This is a genomic window from Streptomyces sp. VTCC 41912 (assembly GCF_045799175.1).
In the GTDB taxonomy this organism is placed as follows: domain Bacteria; phylum Actinomycetota; class Actinomycetes; order Streptomycetales; family Streptomycetaceae; genus Streptomyces; species Streptomyces albulus_C.
The window spans coordinates 32644-48962 of record NZ_JBJMAB010000004.1 but is presented as its reverse complement, the minus strand read 5'-3'; the positions used below and the strand labels follow the sequence as shown (position 1 = coordinate 48962).

Annotated in this window: 20 protein-coding genes; 8 read left to right on the top strand and 12 right to left on the bottom strand. The window is 70.8% G+C overall.

From position 1 onward, the window contains the following. Nucleotides 1-23: 23 nt before the first annotated feature. The 4 genes from ACJ6WD_RS07475 to ACJ6WD_RS07460 all read right to left on the bottom strand — a co-directional run bounded on the left by ACJ6WD_RS07475 (nucleotide 24) and on the right by ACJ6WD_RS07460 (nucleotide 3687). Nucleotides 24-1550 (bottom strand): RICIN domain-containing protein, encoded by a 1527-nt coding sequence (locus ACJ6WD_RS07475; protein ID WP_407615342.1) that lies wholly within the window; start codon nucleotides 1548-1550, stop codon nucleotides 24-26. A 31-nt stretch (nucleotides 1551-1581) separates the two neighbouring features. Then, the gene (locus ACJ6WD_RS07470; RefSeq protein WP_376447592.1) at nucleotides 1582-2097 is read right to left on the bottom strand and encodes a hypothetical protein; all 516 of its coding nucleotides are present in this window, start codon (nucleotides 2095-2097) and stop codon (nucleotides 1582-1584) included. Between the two features lie 43 nt (nucleotides 2098-2140). Continuing rightward, a complete protein-coding gene (locus ACJ6WD_RS07465) occupies nucleotides 2141-3265 on the bottom strand; it encodes a hypothetical protein (protein ID WP_233655775.1) in 1125 nt (374 codons plus the stop codon). A 203-nt stretch (nucleotides 3266-3468) separates the two neighbouring features. Next, nucleotides 3469-3687, bottom strand: a complete 219-nt coding sequence (locus ACJ6WD_RS07460; RefSeq protein WP_233655776.1) for a hypothetical protein — start codon at nucleotides 3685-3687, stop codon at nucleotides 3469-3471. On the opposite strand from ACJ6WD_RS07460, the gene ACJ6WD_RS07455 reads away from it, so the two are divergent. Then, nucleotides 3680-4399 (top strand): hypothetical protein, encoded by a 720-nt coding sequence (locus ACJ6WD_RS07455; RefSeq protein ID WP_407615341.1) that lies wholly within the window; start codon nucleotides 3680-3682, stop codon nucleotides 4397-4399. The genes ACJ6WD_RS07460 and ACJ6WD_RS07455 overlap by 8 nt on opposite strands. Before the next feature lie 67 nt (nucleotides 4400-4466). After that, nucleotides 4467-6311: an FG-GAP-like repeat-containing protein gene (locus ACJ6WD_RS07450; protein WP_407615340.1), complete on the top strand. Its 1845-nt coding sequence runs from the start codon at nucleotides 4467-4469 to the stop codon at nucleotides 6309-6311. Nucleotides 6312-6438: 127 nt separating this feature from the next. Here ACJ6WD_RS07450 and ACJ6WD_RS07445 read toward each other — a convergent pair whose 3' ends face one another. Further along, nucleotides 6439-7125: a hypothetical protein gene (locus ACJ6WD_RS07445; RefSeq protein WP_407615339.1), complete on the bottom strand. Its 687-nt coding sequence runs from the start codon at nucleotides 7123-7125 to the stop codon at nucleotides 6439-6441. Nucleotides 7126-7371: 246 nt separating this feature from the next. On the opposite strand from ACJ6WD_RS07445, the gene ACJ6WD_RS07440 reads away from it, so the two are divergent. Further along, on the top strand, nucleotides 7372-7989 hold the full coding sequence (locus ACJ6WD_RS07440) for a TOPRIM nucleotidyl transferase/hydrolase domain-containing protein (RefSeq protein WP_331246952.1): 618 nt from the start codon (nucleotides 7372-7374) through the stop codon (nucleotides 7987-7989). 183 nt (nucleotides 7990-8172) lie between these two features. Here ACJ6WD_RS07440 and ACJ6WD_RS07435 read toward each other — a convergent pair whose 3' ends face one another. Both ACJ6WD_RS07435 and ACJ6WD_RS07430 read right to left on the bottom strand, forming a co-directional pair. Continuing rightward, on the bottom strand, nucleotides 8173-8856 hold the full coding sequence (locus tag ACJ6WD_RS07435; protein ID WP_233655781.1) for a DUF4328 domain-containing protein: 684 nt from the start codon (nucleotides 8854-8856) through the stop codon (nucleotides 8173-8175). 162 nt (nucleotides 8857-9018) lie between these two features. Continuing rightward, on the bottom strand, nucleotides 9019-9453 hold the full coding sequence (locus ACJ6WD_RS07430) for an ArsI/CadI family heavy metal resistance metalloenzyme (RefSeq protein WP_331246853.1): 435 nt from the start codon (nucleotides 9451-9453) through the stop codon (nucleotides 9019-9021). 79 nt (nucleotides 9454-9532) lie between these two features. Here ACJ6WD_RS07430 and ACJ6WD_RS07425 point away from each other — a divergent pair, with 79 nt between their 5' ends. Both ACJ6WD_RS07425 and arsB read left to right on the top strand, forming a co-directional pair. Next, nucleotides 9533-9934: a helix-turn-helix transcriptional regulator gene (locus ACJ6WD_RS07425; RefSeq protein ID WP_233655783.1), complete on the top strand. Its 402-nt coding sequence runs from the start codon at nucleotides 9533-9535 to the stop codon at nucleotides 9932-9934. Next, nucleotides 9931-11031, top strand: a complete 1101-nt coding sequence (gene arsB, locus ACJ6WD_RS07420) for an ACR3 family arsenite efflux transporter (RefSeq protein WP_331246852.1) — start codon at nucleotides 9931-9933, stop codon at nucleotides 11029-11031. Before ACJ6WD_RS07425 ends, arsB begins: the two co-directional genes overlap by 4 nt. A gap of 21 nt (nucleotides 11032-11052) precedes the next feature. On the opposite strand, the gene ACJ6WD_RS07415 is transcribed toward arsB, so the two are convergent. Both ACJ6WD_RS07415 and ACJ6WD_RS07410 read right to left on the bottom strand, forming a co-directional pair. Beyond that, nucleotides 11053-11808 carry an SDR family oxidoreductase gene (locus ACJ6WD_RS07415; RefSeq protein WP_233655784.1) on the bottom strand — a complete coding sequence of 252 codons (756 nt, stop codon included), beginning with the start codon at nucleotides 11806-11808 and terminating at the stop codon, nucleotides 11053-11055. A gap of 266 nt (nucleotides 11809-12074) precedes the next feature. Further along, the gene (locus tag ACJ6WD_RS07410; RefSeq protein WP_331246851.1) at nucleotides 12075-12650 is read right to left on the bottom strand and encodes a PadR family transcriptional regulator; all 576 of its coding nucleotides are present in this window, start codon (nucleotides 12648-12650) and stop codon (nucleotides 12075-12077) included. 183 nt (nucleotides 12651-12833) lie between these two features. Here ACJ6WD_RS07410 and ACJ6WD_RS07405 point away from each other — a divergent pair, with 183 nt between their 5' ends. Then, on the top strand, nucleotides 12834-13280 hold the full coding sequence (locus ACJ6WD_RS07405) for a nuclear transport factor 2 family protein (protein WP_407615473.1): 447 nt from the start codon (nucleotides 12834-12836) through the stop codon (nucleotides 13278-13280). 258 nt (nucleotides 13281-13538) lie between these two features. Here ACJ6WD_RS07405 and ACJ6WD_RS07400 read toward each other — a convergent pair whose 3' ends face one another. Both ACJ6WD_RS07400 and ACJ6WD_RS07395 read right to left on the bottom strand, forming a co-directional pair. Beyond that, nucleotides 13539-13781, bottom strand: a complete 243-nt coding sequence (locus tag ACJ6WD_RS07400; RefSeq protein ID WP_233655787.1) for a hypothetical protein — start codon at nucleotides 13779-13781, stop codon at nucleotides 13539-13541. A 150-nt stretch (nucleotides 13782-13931) separates the two neighbouring features. Next, nucleotides 13932-14504 (bottom strand): sigma-70 family RNA polymerase sigma factor, encoded by a 573-nt coding sequence (locus ACJ6WD_RS07395; RefSeq protein WP_331246850.1) that lies wholly within the window; start codon nucleotides 14502-14504, stop codon nucleotides 13932-13934. Nucleotides 14505-14632: 128 nt separating this feature from the next. On the opposite strand from ACJ6WD_RS07395, the gene ACJ6WD_RS07390 reads away from it, so the two are divergent. Continuing rightward, complete coding sequence (locus tag ACJ6WD_RS07390; protein WP_020930953.1) at nucleotides 14633-14770, top strand: hypothetical protein; 138 nt, start codon at nucleotides 14633-14635, stop codon at nucleotides 14768-14770. Nucleotides 14771-14809: 39 nt separating this feature from the next. On the opposite strand, the gene ACJ6WD_RS07385 is transcribed toward ACJ6WD_RS07390, so the two are convergent. Further along, complete coding sequence (locus ACJ6WD_RS07385) at nucleotides 14810-15172, bottom strand: DoxX family protein (RefSeq protein WP_407615338.1); 363 nt, start codon at nucleotides 15170-15172, stop codon at nucleotides 14810-14812. Between the two features lie 93 nt (nucleotides 15173-15265). Here ACJ6WD_RS07385 and ACJ6WD_RS07380 point away from each other — a divergent pair, with 93 nt between their 5' ends. Continuing rightward, on the top strand, nucleotides 15266-16204 hold the full coding sequence (locus tag ACJ6WD_RS07380; protein ID WP_407615337.1) for a LysR family transcriptional regulator: 939 nt from the start codon (nucleotides 15266-15268) through the stop codon (nucleotides 16202-16204). The last annotated feature ends 115 nt before the right edge of the window (nucleotides 16205-16319 follow it).

Below are 16319 nucleotides of genomic sequence, written 5' to 3'. Positions count from 1 at the left end.
GGTCGCCCCTGACCACACGTGCGTCACACGGGGAGCAGGTGCCACTGCCGGTCCCGGTGGTCGCCCTCCGCCCGGTGCTGCTGGATCGCCGTGCGGGCGTTGGTGTCGACGCGCAGGAGCAGACCGCTGTTCCGGTTCGCGATCTCGTACACCTGCGGGGTGTCGGTCGCGGAACTCACCGGGATCAGCCTCCATTGCTGGTGGTGGGCGTCGTCACCCTCGTAGGACCGTTGCGCGACCACTGCTCCGGCCGTCTCGTGCGCCCCGACGATCTCCAGGACCTTGCCGCTGCGCAGGTTCTCGATCGTGTACAGGTTCTCGCCGTCGACCTGGCCCGCGACGACCAGCCGCCACTGCTGGTGGCCCCTGGGCGTGGCGAGGGTCTGGTGGATCTCGGCCCCGTCCTTGGTGGACTCGCGCTGGACCGCCATCCGCAGCCTGCTGCGGACGTTGGCCCAGGAGACCACCGTGCCCGACGCGGGCAGCCCGGCCCGCTTCGCCAACCCGACCTTCCGCACCCGATGGTTGGCGTGGTCGGCGATGTAGAGGGTGTTGGCGCGGTCCACTGCGAGCCCGATCGGTTTGTTCAGCTGGGCCGACGCGGCCGGGCCGCCGTCACCGTCGGAGCCCCCGGTACCGGTGCCGGCGACCGTGCTGATCTTCCCGTCGGAGGTGACCTGCCGGACCCGGTTGTTGCCGAAATCGGCGATGTAGAGGGTGCCGATGCTGTCCAGCGCCACCTCGAACGGGTTGTCCAACTGGGCGGCCGTGGCGGGGCCGCCGTCACCACTGAAGCCCTTGGTCCCGGTGCCCGCGACCGTGCTGATGATCCCGTCGGCCGTGACCTTCCGGACCTGGTGACTGCCGGCATCGACGATGTAGAGCTCGCCCGCCCGGCCCACCGCCACTCCGCGCGGGTTGGTCAGCTTGGCCGAAACCGCTGGACCACCGTCTCCGTCGGAGCCCTTGGTCCCGGTCCCCACTACCGTGCTGATCAGCCCGTCCGTCGTGATCTTCCGAACGCGGCGGTTGTTGTGCTCGGTGACGTAGAGGGTGCCGGTGCTGTCCACCGCCACCCCGTACGGGCCGTCCAACTGTGCGGCGGTGGCGGGGCCGCCGTCACCGCTGAAGCCCTTGGTGCCGGTGCCGGCGACCGTGCAGACCTTTCCGTCGGCCGCGACCTTCCGGACCCGGTGGTTGTCGGAATCGGCGATGTAGACGGTGCCCGCGCTGTCCACCGCCACCCCCCGGGGGCGGTTCAGTTGGGCCGAGGCGGCGGGGCCGCAGTCACCGCCGAAGCCCTTGGTGTCCGTGCCGGCGACGGTACTGATCTTCCCGTCGGTCGTGATCTTCCGGACCCGGTGGTTGTTGTACTCGGAGACGTAGAGGGCTCCGGTGGAGTCCACCACGACCCCGTACGGGTTGTTCAACTGGGCCGATGCGGCAGGCCCGTTGTCCCCTGCGAACCCGCTGACCCCGGTCCCCGCGACCGTGCTGATCGGCGGGGCGGAGTCCTCGCCACCCGTGGTTGCCTCGTGGGCAGTGCTCATCGTCATCCCTTCACCGTTCACTGACCGCCTGCTACGAGCGGTTGTCGTTGGAGGCGGACGGGTCCTCGGCGGTCGGCTTGGACGCCTTGGGGGTCTGGGCCTCTGGGGCCGGGGGTGCCTTGGGGGCCTGGTTGAAATCGCTCTTCTTCGGTTTGCTCCGCAGGTCCTCGTCCTTCTGGAGGTCGCCGTGCTCCGTCACCGTGGAGCTCGACTCCTTCATGCCGGCCGACGCCGCGTTGGACACCGAGCCGGGGTTCTGGGCGTACTGGGCCTGCGCGCCGGCCGATGCCTGGGTGGTCTGGACGAAGGAACCGAGGAAGCCCAGGATGGCCCGAGCTTCGGGCGAGGTCTCCTGCACGACCTTCGCACGGGAGTTGGCCCCGTGGATCGAGTCGTTGAACAGGCTCGCGCTCGTGTCGTCGTACGTGTCGTCGTCGGCGTCCTCGAAGTCGACGCCCGCCCCCGGCTGCGGCTTGGTGCCGTCGGTGGTCACCGAGAAGAGTCCCGCACCCTTGTCCGCGAAGCCGAAGATGTTGCCGAACACCATGGTCGTCACTCCTGGTCGTCGTGGTGGCGGTGCCACCCGCCGGTCAAGGCTGCTTGTGCAGCTCTCGTTCGCTGCCGGTCAGGCTCTCGCCGTCGAACATCGTGTGGTGGACCTCCAGGGCGGACACGACCTCGGCCAGCCCTTTCATGCGGAAGCCGTTGCCGCCCGCAAGGTCGATGTCGCCGAGGTCGCGGGCGACCACGTACTCGAGGCCCGGGTAGTTCCTGGACTGTGGGGGAGACAAAACCGCCACCGGTACGTCGTACTTCACCGCGAGCAACCCGGAGAAGGTCACCGGGATCTCGTAGGAGTACTGCTTGCGGACGCGCCGCTGCGTGACGATGGTGTCCACGCGGGAGCCCGGCGGGACCTCGCCGGAGATCTGCGAGTTCGAGGCCCAACTGGTGGTCAGGGAGCCACCGACGGAGCCGGTGATGCCCAGCATCAACTGGGCGTTGAGCTCCGCGCTGCCGGTGGCACTGCCCGTGGTCGTGAACGCCCCCGAACTCGTCACCGAGTTCGACGCGGAGTTCGTCACGCCGTTCGTCATCGAGTTCGTCACGCCGTTGGTGGTGCCGTTGGCGGTGTCGACCCCGATGTCGTCCTTGCTGTTCTCGTTGGTCACGGTGTTCGTGGCGCTGTTCTCCATGTCGTTCTGGAGCTGGTTCTGCAGTTCCGTCCCGAACTGTGCCTGGAGGTCCACCTGGAGCTGGCTCTGCAACTGGAGTTGGAGCTCCGCGCCGACGCTGCCGCCGAAGGTGAGCTGGGCCTCCCCCTGGAGCGACCACGTGACCTCGTTCGACACGGTGAACTCGACCGAGTCGTTGAACGTCATATTGGACGTCTGACTGCGGTTCACGTAGGTGCGCGAGGAGAACGTGTCGGGCGGGGGCTGCTGGACGTTGCGCCGCTCCTCGATCAGCGGCTCCCCGAGGTTCATGTAGGCGAGCCAGCCCAGTTTGAACGCGGACCCGGGGAAGGCGCCGAAGCTCGACTTGTTCAAGGAGAACCCGACGGGTTTGTGACGCACGCCGTAGTCGTCGACGTAGACCAGGTTGGGGTGGTCCAGGATGGACTGCCAGGTCTGCTCGATGTTGAGTTCTCGCAGGTTCTTCTTCGTCAGTGGCTGGCGCTTGGCCCGTTCCAGATTGTACGCGTTGGAAGGCATTCCCCGTCCTCGACTGGTCTGGTCGCACTGCGTTCGGTGAACGGCAAAGCGGTTTCAGATATCTGCGCATGTTCCCGACCAACGAAATTACCGGGACCCCCATCACCCAAACGATGACCCCAGGCATTCACCCAATCGAGTGATCAAGGTTCGGTGGCCGTTCTCAACTCGCAAGAACTGAAGGTACGTTGAGGCGCCGCCAATCACCCGACGATGACTCTCGGGCAGCCCTGCCCACGAACACTGCGGCCTCGGCCGTTGACGTGGGTGAGGGTATTGGATCCGGCCATCTCATCGCTTTCGAAGTCGTCTTCGTCGAAGGCGATCGAAGCTCCAGCAATTCCGCGCGATAAAGCACTGAACTGACCGCCCGACGCGTTGTTCTCCACATTCAGAACAGGTGAGGTTTTCGCGATGTACACCCAGGAACGCACGGCGATGTCGAATTTGGTGGTCGGCGGACCGGTGGCGGTGAACAGCTACGACAACGCAATCGTGGCGGCGCTGCTCGAAAACCGGCCGGTCATGCTCGTCCACGCCTTCAACGGCGGCTATCTGCGGCCCGCCGAGCTGAAGGAGGAGAGCCACGACAAGGGGGTCAAGCTGGCCACCGCGCTCGGCCCGGACACCAAGGAAGCGCAGGGCCACCTCTGGTACATCACCCCCGCCGGCTTCTTCGGGCAGCGACCGCTGTACGTCATCGAGAGCGCCGCGGGCCAGGTGTCGCCCAAGCCGGCCGGTGCGGGCGAAGCCGACGCCGGGCGCGGCGACGACGGCACCCCGAAGCCGCGGCGCAGGCGCATCACCGTCCACCAGGAGGCGCCGAAGAGCACGGCCGACACCGTTCAGGTCGGGCTCCCCGACAAGGTCGGCGACAAGTGGCGCGGGAAGAACGGCGCGCCCGAGGACACCCAGCTCTGGGTCGTCACGGTGACGCCGTGGGGCGGGATCACCTTCGTACCGATCACCCACCCCGACGCCATCCTCGGGTTCAAGGACCACGCGGTGACGGCCGACAGCGAGGTGCGCCTCACCTACAACTGGGGCGGGGACTTCACCGGGACGGTCATCAACACGTTCTATCCGCGGCTGCCCAGCGAGTGGAACGTCCCGTACCACCACGTCTTCACGTGATCCGCGGCCGTCGCCGTGCCAGAACCGTCCCGAGCCAACGCCCGAACCGCCTGGAAGAGGCACCACGATGTCCGTGCCCACGGAAGAACTGAAGCTGGAGATCGTCAACGCGGCCACGGGGAAGCCCCTCGGCGCCGAGGCCGCGCCGACCGCGGACGGGGCGCTCGTCGTCCGCGACTTCCCCGATGACGGCCCGCGCCCGGAGCAGTGGCAGCTCGCCCCCGTGCAGGCCGCGGAAGGCGAGGAAACAGAGGACAACCAGCGATTTGTGATCCGCAACGCGGTCACCGGCAAGGTGCTCGACGACCCCGCTGCCGCGGACCGCGCCGTCCGCCAGGGGGACGCCGCCGACGGCAATCAGCGTCAGCAGTGGCACGTCGTCCCCGTTGAGGGCGAAGCGGGCCTCTACTTCATCGAGGGCGCGACCGACGGCGCCGTCCTCGACCTCGACGCGCCCGGCGCGGACGACACCCACGTCGTGCTGCGCGAGCACGACGACGGCGCGGAGAGCCAGCGGTGGCGGTTCGTCCCGGCCGAGCCCGAGCGCACCAGTGACCCCGCGTTGCGCTGGGCGGCACTGGGGCACTGGAACGGCCGCCAATCCTGGCGGCTGGCCCCCTCGGCCGCGCTGCGGCCGGCCCCCGGCGCGACGCCCTCCTTCAGCAACATGCTGCTGGTCCTGGAGCAGTTCGGGAGCGACGAGGACGCCGGGCAGTGGAAGAGCGAAGGGGTCACCCGCGCTCCCGGCGGACAGCCGGTCTGGTGGGCCGGGGCCGGTGCGCGGTTCCTCGCCGACACCACGGGGGCGGGGCGGGCGGACGTCGTGGGGCTCAAGCCCGAGGAAGGGGCCGTGACGTCGTCCAGCAGGGGCGACGGCACGTTCGACGACGAAGAGCGCGTCCTGCACCCACCCGTACCCGCGGCGGGCCCCGAGGACCTGTGGACCCTCGTGGACACGACGGGCCGCGGCAAGCCCGATGTCGTCGTGCTCGCCGCCGACGGTGTCCGGGTGTCCCCTCAGGGCGAGGACGGGACGTTCGCGCCCGCGGGCGAGCCGGTCCTCAAGGCGTTCGGGCACGGCGAGCCGGCCGGTGGGTGGCTCGCCGACAGGCATCCTCGCTTCCTCGCCGACACCACCGGAGACGGCAGGCTCGACCTCGTCGGCTGCCACGACGACGGCGTCTGGGTGTCACTCCAGGACGAGGAGGGGACGTTCGCGCCGATCGGCGACGAGCCGGTCCTGCGGGCGTTCGGCCACGACGAGAAGGCGGGTGGGTGGCTCGCCGACAAGCACCCGCGGTTCCTCGGCGACACCACCGGAGACGGCAGGCTCGACCTCGTCGGCTGCCACGACGACGGCGTCTGGGTATCGCTCCAGGACGAGGAAGGGACGTTCGCCGACCCCCTGTACGTCCTCGACGCCTTCGGGGTCGACCAGGGGTGGGGCACGGTCGAGGAGCACCCCCGGTTCCTGCTCAGGACCACCGGTGGCGGATCGCTCGACCTCGTCGGGTTCGGTCCGCAGGGCGTCGTGGTCTCGCGCGGGCGCGGCGACGGCACGTTCGGGCCCGCGAAGCTCGTCCTGAACGACTTCGGGCTCGCCCAGGGGTGGACGAGCGGGAAGCACCTCCGGTTCCTCGGCGACGTCACCGGTGACGGCAACCCCGACGTCGTCGGCTTCGGCGACGAAGGGGTCTGGGTGTCGCACGGCCGCGGCGACGGCACGTTCGAGCAGGCCCAACTGGTGTGCAGCGGCTTCGGGTACAACGAGGACTCCGGCGGCTGGCGGGTCGACCGCCACCCCCGCTTCCTCGCCGACATCACCGGTGACGGGCGCGTCGACATCGTCGGTTTCGGCGGCCCGGGGGTGTACGTGGCCCGGAACCTCTTCCGGCGCTTCAGGACCCGGTAGTCCGGGGGGGACGGGACGCCCCCGCTGACCATGGAGGGCAGGCCCGGCACCGTCCCGGGCGGCGTCCTCTGACTGCGGGCGGTGGAGCCACCGCCGTGGGCTCCACCGCCCGCAGTCGGCACGGGGGTCACTCGTGGGCGCTGATGATGCCGCCGGTGCTGAGCACGATGGAGACGCCGTTGGCGTCGAGGCCGACGTCGTGGCCCTTGGTGTCCAACGTGGCGTCCACCGAACCGTCGTGGCCGATGATCTGCGCGCGGTACCGCAGTCCGCCGACCTTCGTCACCTTGGCGGTCCAACCACCGGCAAGGCGGAACGTGCCGGGACCCTGCTGCCCCCCACCCATCCACGAGTGGACCTCGCCGCCCATCGTGAGCACCACGAACATGTCGTTGGCGTCCAGCCCGGCGTCGATCTCCTGGCCCGTCGTCTCCAACGTCGCCAACACCGCACCGCGGCTGACGATCTCGGCGCGGTAGCGCTGGCCGCCGAGGTCGTAGATCTTGGCCGTGCTGCCGTCCACCAGGGTCTGGGTGCGGACCGGGGAAGCCGACTCGGCCGTGGAGGCGCGCGTGCCGCCCGAGTGCTCGCCCGTGAGGGACGCCTTGGCGCCGACGCTCTGCAAACCGGACCAGCCCGCGGGACTGGCATCGGCGACCGCCGCACTCGCGCTCGGGTGTCCCGCGGGGTTGGCGTCGGTGGCGCCCGAGCCGGACCAGGCGACCAGGGACAGGCCGGCGGCCGCGGTCAGGGCCGCCGCGCCAACGCGCAGAGAACGGCTGCGGGCGAGGCGGACGGTGGTGCTGGAGCGCATGTCGTGTTTCCTCCGGGGCAGTCGGTGGCGAGGATTCCTCGCGACGCCCCCACTCTCTGCGAGAGCGCTATCGCCAGGCCGCCGCTCCGCTAACGCCTGGCTAACACGGCCATGAGCGGCGGACGGGCGCCGAGGCCATCCCGGAGGAGTCGAGCCGTGGCGACCGGAGCGCACCTGCCGCCGCACGTCGTGCGGACGTCGGATATTTCCGTGCCGTGGCACGGGGTGGGCGGGCAGACTCGCCCCATGGCGGACATGAAGGCGTTCCGGGATGTGGTCACCACGTGGGCGACGGGCGGTCCCGACGGGCCGGCGCGGGATCTGGCGGAAGGACTGGGCGTGCGGACCGCGGTGCTCGTGGAAGGGCTGAGCGATCTCGCGGCCGTCGAGGCGTTGGCCGCCCGGCGTGGCCGGGACCTGGCCGCCGACGGTGTGTGCGTCATGCCGATGGGCGGGGCGATGAGCGTCGCCCGCTATGCCGGCCTCCTCGGGCCGCCCGGCCTCGGTCTGCGCCTGACGGGACTCTGCGACGAGGGCGAACGAGGCTTCTACGAACGCGGCCTGACGCGGGCACAGGCGCCGCTGCAGGACGTCTACGTGTGCGCTGCGGACCTGGAGGACGAACTGATCCGCGCGCTGGGCACGGTCGGGTTCGAGGAGATCATCAGCGCCGCGGGTGACTTGCGCGCCTGGCAGACGTTCCAGCGCCAGCCCGCACAGCACGGCCGGCCCAGGCATCAGCAGGCGCGGCGCTTCCTCGGCACGAAGAAGGGCCGCAAGATCCGCTACGGCCGGCTGCTCGTCGAGGCCCTCGCACCGGACCGGACACCGCCCCCGCTCGACCGCCTGCTCGCGAGCCTGTGAGGCCGTGAGGTGTGAGGCCGTGAGGTGTGCGGCCGTGATCTGGTGGGCCCGATCAGCGACCGCGAGCCAGGCCCGTGCGAGGGGCGCGCCCGCCAGGCCCGTGCCGCGGTGGGCCGCTGCCACGTAGACCGTGGCTTCCGCCCGTTGGAACCCGTCGCGGGGGGACGTCGGGCAAGTGCCGACTCAGCGCAGGTCCGCGGCGCTGCCCTTCGGTCGTCCCGCACCGCCCAGATGCTTCTGCTGGACCGCGGTCAGTTCCCGGACGACGAAGACGGCCGCCACGGCTGCGGCCACGACGGCCACGTCAGCCGCCAACAGGAGCCGTACGTCCCTGTAGGCGCGCGCGATGACGTCGTCCGTGGAGACGCTGAACTTCAGTATCCCGCTCGGGATCCCGGCCAGCCACAGTCCCCACCACCAGTTCACGGCGCGCGGCACCCGTTCCTTCGGGGCGCTCCGCTGGTGGGCGTCGACGACGATCCCGCGGGGTACCCACAGTTGGGCGACGGGCACGATCCAGCCGAGGAGGACCCACGGCCAGGCGTGGCGCGGTGGCCGTCCCGACAGGACGTGCGCGTTGTCCCGCACCCGCGACAGCCACAGGAGGAAGGCGACCGCGCAGAGCAACGTGGCCGCATCCGCCAGGGCGCTGACGACGTGGTAGGCGTTCTCCAGCCCGGTCAGCGGGCGGTGTCGGCCGTCGCCCTGGTTCGGCAGCCCCGAAGGCGGCAGCCCGGCCGCGGCGAGCCGGACGTGCCAGACGGCCTGGGTCGCCCAGGCGGCGCCGGCGAGGACGAGGGTGGCGACGGCACTTCGAGCGCGTCCCCGTATGGGACGCAGTGCCTGCTGAGTCAGGTGAGCGTTCACCCGGCAATCCTGACGTGCCCCGGGCCGAATGTCACAGTCCCGTCGGACGACGCCCCGGGCAACGAGCGGGTACGCCAGGGGCACGGGGAGGAGCGCTGCCACGTGCGCAAGGCCGTCAACGGGGCTCGGGATGGCCGGACTTGGGGCGCCTCGGCGAGGCTCTCAGGCCGAGGGCGCACCGCCGGAGCAGCAGGCGTCGCCTTGCAGGACGGGTGACGTGCCCATCCGGTCGGCGTCGGCCTTGACGACGTAGACCTCCCAGGGCTCCTTGCCGGGGCCGTGCACCCAGACCTTGTCCTGGAGGGCGTAGCAGCAGGAGGTGTCGTTCTCCTCGAAGGTGGCCAGGCCTGCTTCCTTGAGGCGGTCGGTGGCGGCGGTGACCTGGTCGGTGGAGGTGACCTCGACGCCGAGGTGGTCGAGGCGGGTCTCCTGGCCGGGCTCGCCTTCGATCAGGACGAGCTTCAGCGGCGGCTCGGTGAGGGCGAAGTTGGCGTAGCCGGGTCGACGCTTGGCCGGCTCGACGCCGAAGAGTTTGGTGTAGAACTCCACCGACGCCTCAAGGTCGGGGACATTCAGGGCGAGCTGAACACGGGACATGAGGACCTCTCCCACACGTTGCATTGATGTCTGTCGATTCAACCTTGCACCTTGGATCGAAGTGCGTCAACATAGACGTATGTCGAATCAAGAGCGTGAGGTGGCCGGCGAGGCCCAGGAGTGCTGCCCGGGGCTGCTGACCGCGCCGCTGGACGAGGGCCAGGCCGCCGAGCTGGCGAAGGTCTTCAAGGCCCTGGGTGACCCGGTGCGGCTGCGACTGCTGTCGATGATCGCCTCGCGGGCCGGCGGCGAGGTGTGCGTATGCGATCTGACGCCGGCGTTCGACCTGTCGCAGCCGACGATCTCCCACCACCTCAAGCTGCTGCGGCAGGCCGGACTGATCGACTGCGAACGCCGCGGAACATGGGTCTACTACTGGCTGCTGCCCGAGATGACCGACCGCCTCGCCGGCATCCTGACCCGTCCCCACGGCCAGGCACTGCCCCAGGCCGACCCGACGCCCGCCGGAGCGGCCTCGTGACGGCGCAGGACGCCACCGCTGGGGCGGGGCCGGTCGCGGGCCGGCTGTCGTTCCTGGACCGCTTCCTGGCCGTGTGGATCCTGCTGGCCATGGCCGGCGGCCTCGGTCTGGGCCGCCTGGTGCCCGGCCTGGGCGACGCACTGGCGAGGGTCACCGTCACCGGCGTCTCGCTGCCGATCGCGCTCGGACTGCTGGTGATGATGTATCCGGTCCTGGCCAAGGTCCGCTACGACCGCCTGGACACCGTCACCCGCGACCGCCGCCTGCTGATCCCCTCGCTGGTGGTCAACTGGCTGGTCGGCCCGGCCGTGATGTTCGCCCTGGCTTGGCTCTTCCTGCCCGACCTGCCGGAATACCGCACCGGGTTGATCATCGTCGGGTTGGCCCGCTGCATCGCCATGGTCATCATCTGGAACGACCTGGCCTGCGGCGACCGCGAAGCCGCCGCCGTCCTCGTCGCCCTGAACTCCGTCTTCCAGGTCCTCGCGTTCAGCCTGCTGGGCTGGTTCTACCTCTCGGTCCTGCCCGGCTGGCTCGGGCTGGAACGGACCGGGTTGGACGTCTCGGTGTGGGAGATCGCCCGCAGCGTGCTGGTCTTCCTCGGCATCCCGCTGGCGGCCGGCTTCCTCACCCGCCGGCTGGGCGAGAGGGCCAGGGGCCGCACCTGGTACGAGACGAGGTTCGTCCCCCGGATCGGCCCATTCGCCCTCTACGGGCTGCTGTTCACGATCGTGGTGCTCTTCGCCCTCCAGGGAGACGCGATCACCTCCCGGCCGCTGGACGTGGCGCGGATCGCCCTGCCGCTGCTGGTGTACTTCGCGGTGATGTGGGCCGGGTCCATGGCCCTGGGCAGGGCCGTCGGCCTGGACTATCCGCGGGCGACGACGCTGTCGTTCACCGCGGCCGGCAACAACTTCGAACTCGCCATCGCCGTCGCCATCGCCACCTTCGGCGCGACCTCCGGACAGGCCCTGGCCGGCGTCGTCGGCCCCCTCATCGAGGTGCCGGTGCTGATCGGCCTGGTCTACGTCGCCCTCGCCGCCCGCCGACTCTTCCCCAACGCCCCTGCTGCCGCCGAGGAGTTCGCCCGAACCTGACCGCACGAGCCGCCGGCCGGGTCAGCGCGTCGTGTACCCGCCGTTGATGAAGAGCGTCTGGCCGTTGAGCCACCATCCTTCGGTGAGCAGGAAGATGACGTGCGGCACGATGTCCTCGATCCTGGTCAGTTCGCCGTTCATGGACGAGGACTTGTGGAACGCGACGGAGTCGTCGGTCTCGGCCGGGTAGAAGAACGAGGTGTCCATCGGGCCCGGGGCGATGTTGTTGACGCTGATGTTGCGGCCGAAGAGTTCCTTCGACAGGGCGCGGGTGAAGTGCTCGACCGGTGACTTGCTGCCGGCGTAGACCGAGTACAGGCCGGTGTAGGCGGCCAGGAGCGAGGTGACGACGGTGATGATCGAGCCGTCGCGGTCGATGCGCTTGGCGGCCTCGCGCATCATGAAGTAGGCGGCCTTGGAGTTCACCGCGAACATCCGGTCGTACTCGGCTTCCGAGGTCTCGGTCATCGGCTTCTTGATCACCATGCCGGCGGTGTTCACGCTCGCGTCCACCCGCCCGAACGCGTCGAACGCCGCGTCGAAGAGCCCCTCGACGCCGACCACCCGCGTCAGGTCCGCCTGGTGCGTCACCGCGTCCCCGCCCGCCTGTTTGACCGCGGCGGCCGTCTCCTCGGCGCCGGAGCGGGACGCGTCGCTGTTGTAGTGGACCACGACCTTGGCGCCGTGTTCGCCGAGTTGCCGGCTGATCAGGCCGCCGAGGTTCTTGGAGGCGCCGCCGACCACGACGACCTTGTCCTTGAGCGTACGAGCGGGCATGACGCGTCTCCTCGTGAGATGGGTGTCCGTCCCCGCGCGGGCGTGCCGGCGCACACCGGCGCCCGCACTCCCGGGGCCTGGCCCCTCACGTGCGGCGCGCGGGCACCCCGACGCTATGCAGGCCCCCCGGTGATCGCATCCGCAGGGCGCCCGCGGCTCACTCGGCCGGCGGACGGCGTGCGGCGGGGGATGCGCGGCCCGGTCAGACGCCGGTGGTTCCCAGGGCCGGACCGTCGACGGCACCGTGCCGCGCCCGGGGCGTCCGGTCAGTCCCGGGCGGTGTTCTGCGCCGTCAGCCTGGCTTGCAGCACGGCCGCCGCACGGGCGCACCAGTCGCGGTTGCCCTCCTCGAAGGCCAGACCGCGCAGGCACGTCAGGTACGGGCCGACGTGGGTGCCGTGGCGCAGGTGCTCCTCCTCGGTGCGTGCGCCCCGCAGGGTGCGCAGCAGCGCGTCGAACTGCTCGACCTTCGCGCGGGCGAGTTCGCCGCGTTCGGTCAGCCGGGCGATCAGCTCCGCGGTGTCGACGTGGCCGGCCGCCTGGACCTTGACCAGCAGGTCGTCGCGGATGAAGGAGGGCTTGGTGGAGGCGGCGACGTACCCCTGCAGTTCCGCCAGGCCGGCGTCGGTGACGCGGAACAGGCGCTTGTTGGGGCGGGTGTCCTGGACGACCTCGCGGCCGGTGATCAGCCCGTCCTTCTCCAGCCGGGTCAGTTCGGCGTAGACCTGCTGCGGCTGGGCGTGCCAGAAGTTGGCGACCCCGAGGTCGAAGGACTTCGCGAGTTGGTACCCGCTCAGTTCCGCCCCCAGCAGGGCCGCCAGAACTGCGTGCCGCAAGGCCATCGGCTCTCCTCCCGCCGCTCCGCGCCGTGGCGCTCGCCCCCTACTCGGGGATGCACATGCCATGGTACTCATGATTCTGATTAGTCAGAATCATGAGTATCGCGCGCCGTGGCCCGGCACGCGGCGAGTACGAGCAGCGAGAACACGACGAGAAGGACGAACAGGATGGGAGACGACACCACCATGACCGCACCCGCAGCACGCTTCCGGGCCGCCGTCGAGGACCGCGACCTGGCGGCACTGGAGGAACTGCTGACCGAGGACGTCCGCCTGTACAGCCCGGTGAAGTTCCGGCCCTTCGAAGGCAAGCCGGCGGTGGTGGGCCTCTTGCGGGTCCTGCTGCGCACCTTCGAGGACTTCCGCTACGTCGGCGAGTTCGCCGGCTCCGCCGAGACGAGCGCGGACGGCACCGCCACCCCGTCGTCGGTGCTGATCTTCCGCGCCACCGTCAACGGCAAGGAGGTCCACGGCATGGACCTGCTGCACCATGCCGGGGCCGGGGCCGGGGCCGGCCGGATCGAGGAGATCAACGTGATGGTGCGGCCGCAGTCCGCCGTGCAGGCCCTGGGCGAGGCGGTCCTCGCCGGGTTGGTGGCCGACGGGTTGGCACCTGCGCCCGCCCGCACGTGACGCGGAGCGGCGCGGCCCATCCCCCTGTGTGGGCCGCGCCGCCGGTCACGTCGCCGAGCTACGCCGACGTCCGCTGCGGCAACCCTCGTGTGCCGCACCGGAACGTCGGGTCGGGCCCGAACCCCGCCTCCCCCTGGCGAGGGCCCAGGAATCGCCCCCGCCCACAACGGGGTTGGTGCCTGCCGGGAACGCCCGCAGCCGTGCGCGGGAGTCCGGTGCACGCCTGCGGACCGGCACCCGCGGGGTCCGGTCGCCGCGTCACCACTTCACCACCGATCGTCCGAGCGTCTCGTCGAGCCCGTCCCGGTACCAGGCGTCCGGCGACACGTCGAGGTGTTCGGGCGGGTTCGTCGCCGTCGCGGTCGTCTCGGCGGCCGCCGACAGCATGTCGTACCGGGCTTCCCCGTCACGCGGGCTGCGCGCGTCGGGGGGCACGAGCTGGTCCCCCTCTCGGAGGTAGGCCAGCATCCTCTCGTGCGGAGAGGAATGGCTGTTGTTCATGGTCACCCTTCCCTCAGGAACTGTTGGAGGTGGATCGGTCCCACCCGGGGGGCACGGGGCGGTCGACGACCGTCCCGTGGCCCCGGGGCGAGGTCCGGTCCGGCGCCGCGCCAAGGCCCGGGCGCGGCGGCCGGGTGCCCGGGCCGTGGCCTACGCGGGGGCCGGTTCCTCATCGTCACGGCAGCGCTTCGCCTTGGTCTCGGCCGCGGCCAGCTCACGGCTGACCGTCGCGGACGAGACCTCCAGCAGCTCGGCGATCTCGACGCCCTTCAGTCCCCAGACGTGGGTGAGTTCCCAGACGGCCGCCTGCCGTTCGTCGGAGATCGCGGTCTTCACCGACTCCAGCAGTTCGAGGTACTCCAGCCCGGCGGCCGGGGCGGACGCTAACTGCCGTGCGTGTTCCGGGGGTTCGTCGTAGAGCCGCTCGCTCGACGACGCCTTGCGCCAATGGTCCCGGAGCTTGTTGCGGGCGACGACGGTCGCGAACACGATGATCGGCTTCTCGAACTTGGTACCCCGGCGGAACTCCTGGAGCACCGCTATGCAGGTCTCCTGGGTGATGTCCTGGGCCAGGTGGTAATCACGCGTGACCCGCGTGACCGAGGAGATCAGCCGGGGCTCGATGGCGCGCAGCGCGTCCTCCATCAGAGCGGCCTCGCGTGCCTTCGACAACCGGCGGTGCGCCTCTCCGGAGTCGTCGCCGCCCCCTGAGAGCTGCCTCATGTGTCGTCCTCTCCACTGACCGGGTACCGCAACAGGGCCCCGGGCTCAGGGAGAGGACGAGTCGGCGCCCCGATTCCTTTCATCGCCGCCGGATGAAAAATCCGCGGTCCCCGGCGGGACCTCACGGCATGGACACGCGTACTGCCCTCGCCCTCGTACTCGGCGGCCTGGCCGTCTACCTCGCCTACTACCACCCCGTGCTCGGCGCGGCCATCGGCATCGGGGTCGTCGTGGTCACCCTGCTCCTGTCGCTCCTGGACGAGTAGCGGGACCGGGCGCGGTGCCCGCTCGCCTCCGCCGCGGCGTCACGCTCCGCCCCACCTCAGCACGGTGAGGGCGAGCGAGGCCACCGCCAGTCCCAAGTACCCGGCGGGAGCGGCCATGGTGGCGTAGGCACGCGCCCGGACGTGGGCGACGACGGCGCCGGCGAAGAAGAGGACGAGCCCGACGGCGGCGGCGACGCCGAGGGAGCGGAAGCCGAGGAGGCCGACCAGCAGCCCGGCCGCTCCCGCGCCCTTGAGCGCGCCGAGCCACGGGAGCCAGGACGGCGGAACGCCCACTGCGGCGGAGTTGGCGAGGACGAACTCGGCCCGCACGAGGTCCGCTACGGCGATCGCCGCGTTCGCCACGACCGTCAGGACGGTGATGATCATGTAGGCCGCAGCCATGGGGCGACGCCTCCTTTTCCGCTCGGGTCACCTGCGACCAGACTCGTCGCACCGTGGCGCGGCGTCCAATACCTGCGGCCATAACCTGGCGGCATGGACGTCGACACCCGACTGCTGCGCTACTTCGTCGCCGTGGCGGAGGACGGGAGCCTGACCCGTGCCGCGCAGCGCCTGTTCGTCTCCCAGCCGGCGCTGACCAAGCAGATCAAGCAGTTGGAAGCGCAGCTCGGAGTGCGCCTGTTCACGCGGTCCCGGGCCGGCATGGCCGTCACCGAGGCGGGTCGTGCCTTCGCGGAGCGGGTGCCGTCCCTGCTGGGCGACTGGGATCGGACCGTGCGGGAGACGAGGGCGACGGCGATCCGGTCGCACCACGTACTGCGGGTCGGGTTCCTGGCCAGTGGTGCCAACGAGGCGACGCCGCGCATCGTCGCGGAGTTCGCTCGGCGGCGACCGGGTTGGCGGGCGGAGATGCGTCAGGCCGCGTGGTCCGATCCGTCGGCCGGACTGGCCGACGCGGAGGTCGACGTCGCCTTGTTGCGGCTGCCGTTCCCGGGCCAGGAGTCCCTGCGCGTCGCGGCGCTCTTCACCGAACCCCGCTGCGTGGCGCTCGCCGCCACCCACCCCTTGGCCGCGCGCGAGGTGGTCCCGTTCCGCGCCTTGTGGGACGAGCCGTTCGTGGCGGCACCGGCGGAAACGGGTCGCTGGCGGGACTACTGGCTGGCCGCCGACGAGCGCGGCGGACACCCGGTCGACGTGGGCGCCGTCACCGACCAGCCGGACGAGTGGCTCAGCGCGATCGCCAACGGCTACGGCGTCGCGCTCGCTCCGGAATCCGCCACCCGCTTCTACGCGCGCCCCGGGATCACCTACCGCCCGGTGACCGGCATCAGTCCCAGTCAGGTCGCCGTCGCCTGGGCTCCGGCGGACGACACCAACCCGGTGGTCCAGGGCTTCGTCCGGTGCTGCCTGGCCCAGACGGGCCGGGCCGACGGACCCGACCCGGGGAGCGGGCCAGGCATTCCCTCGACTTGACCTCAACCGCGGTTGACGTTCGAGGCTTCTCCTGCGGCAACCGCCCGGCGGGGCCGCACCGTTCGGGACCGCCCGGTCGGCCGACCCCGCGTGCGCGGCCGGTCGGCGCCGCACC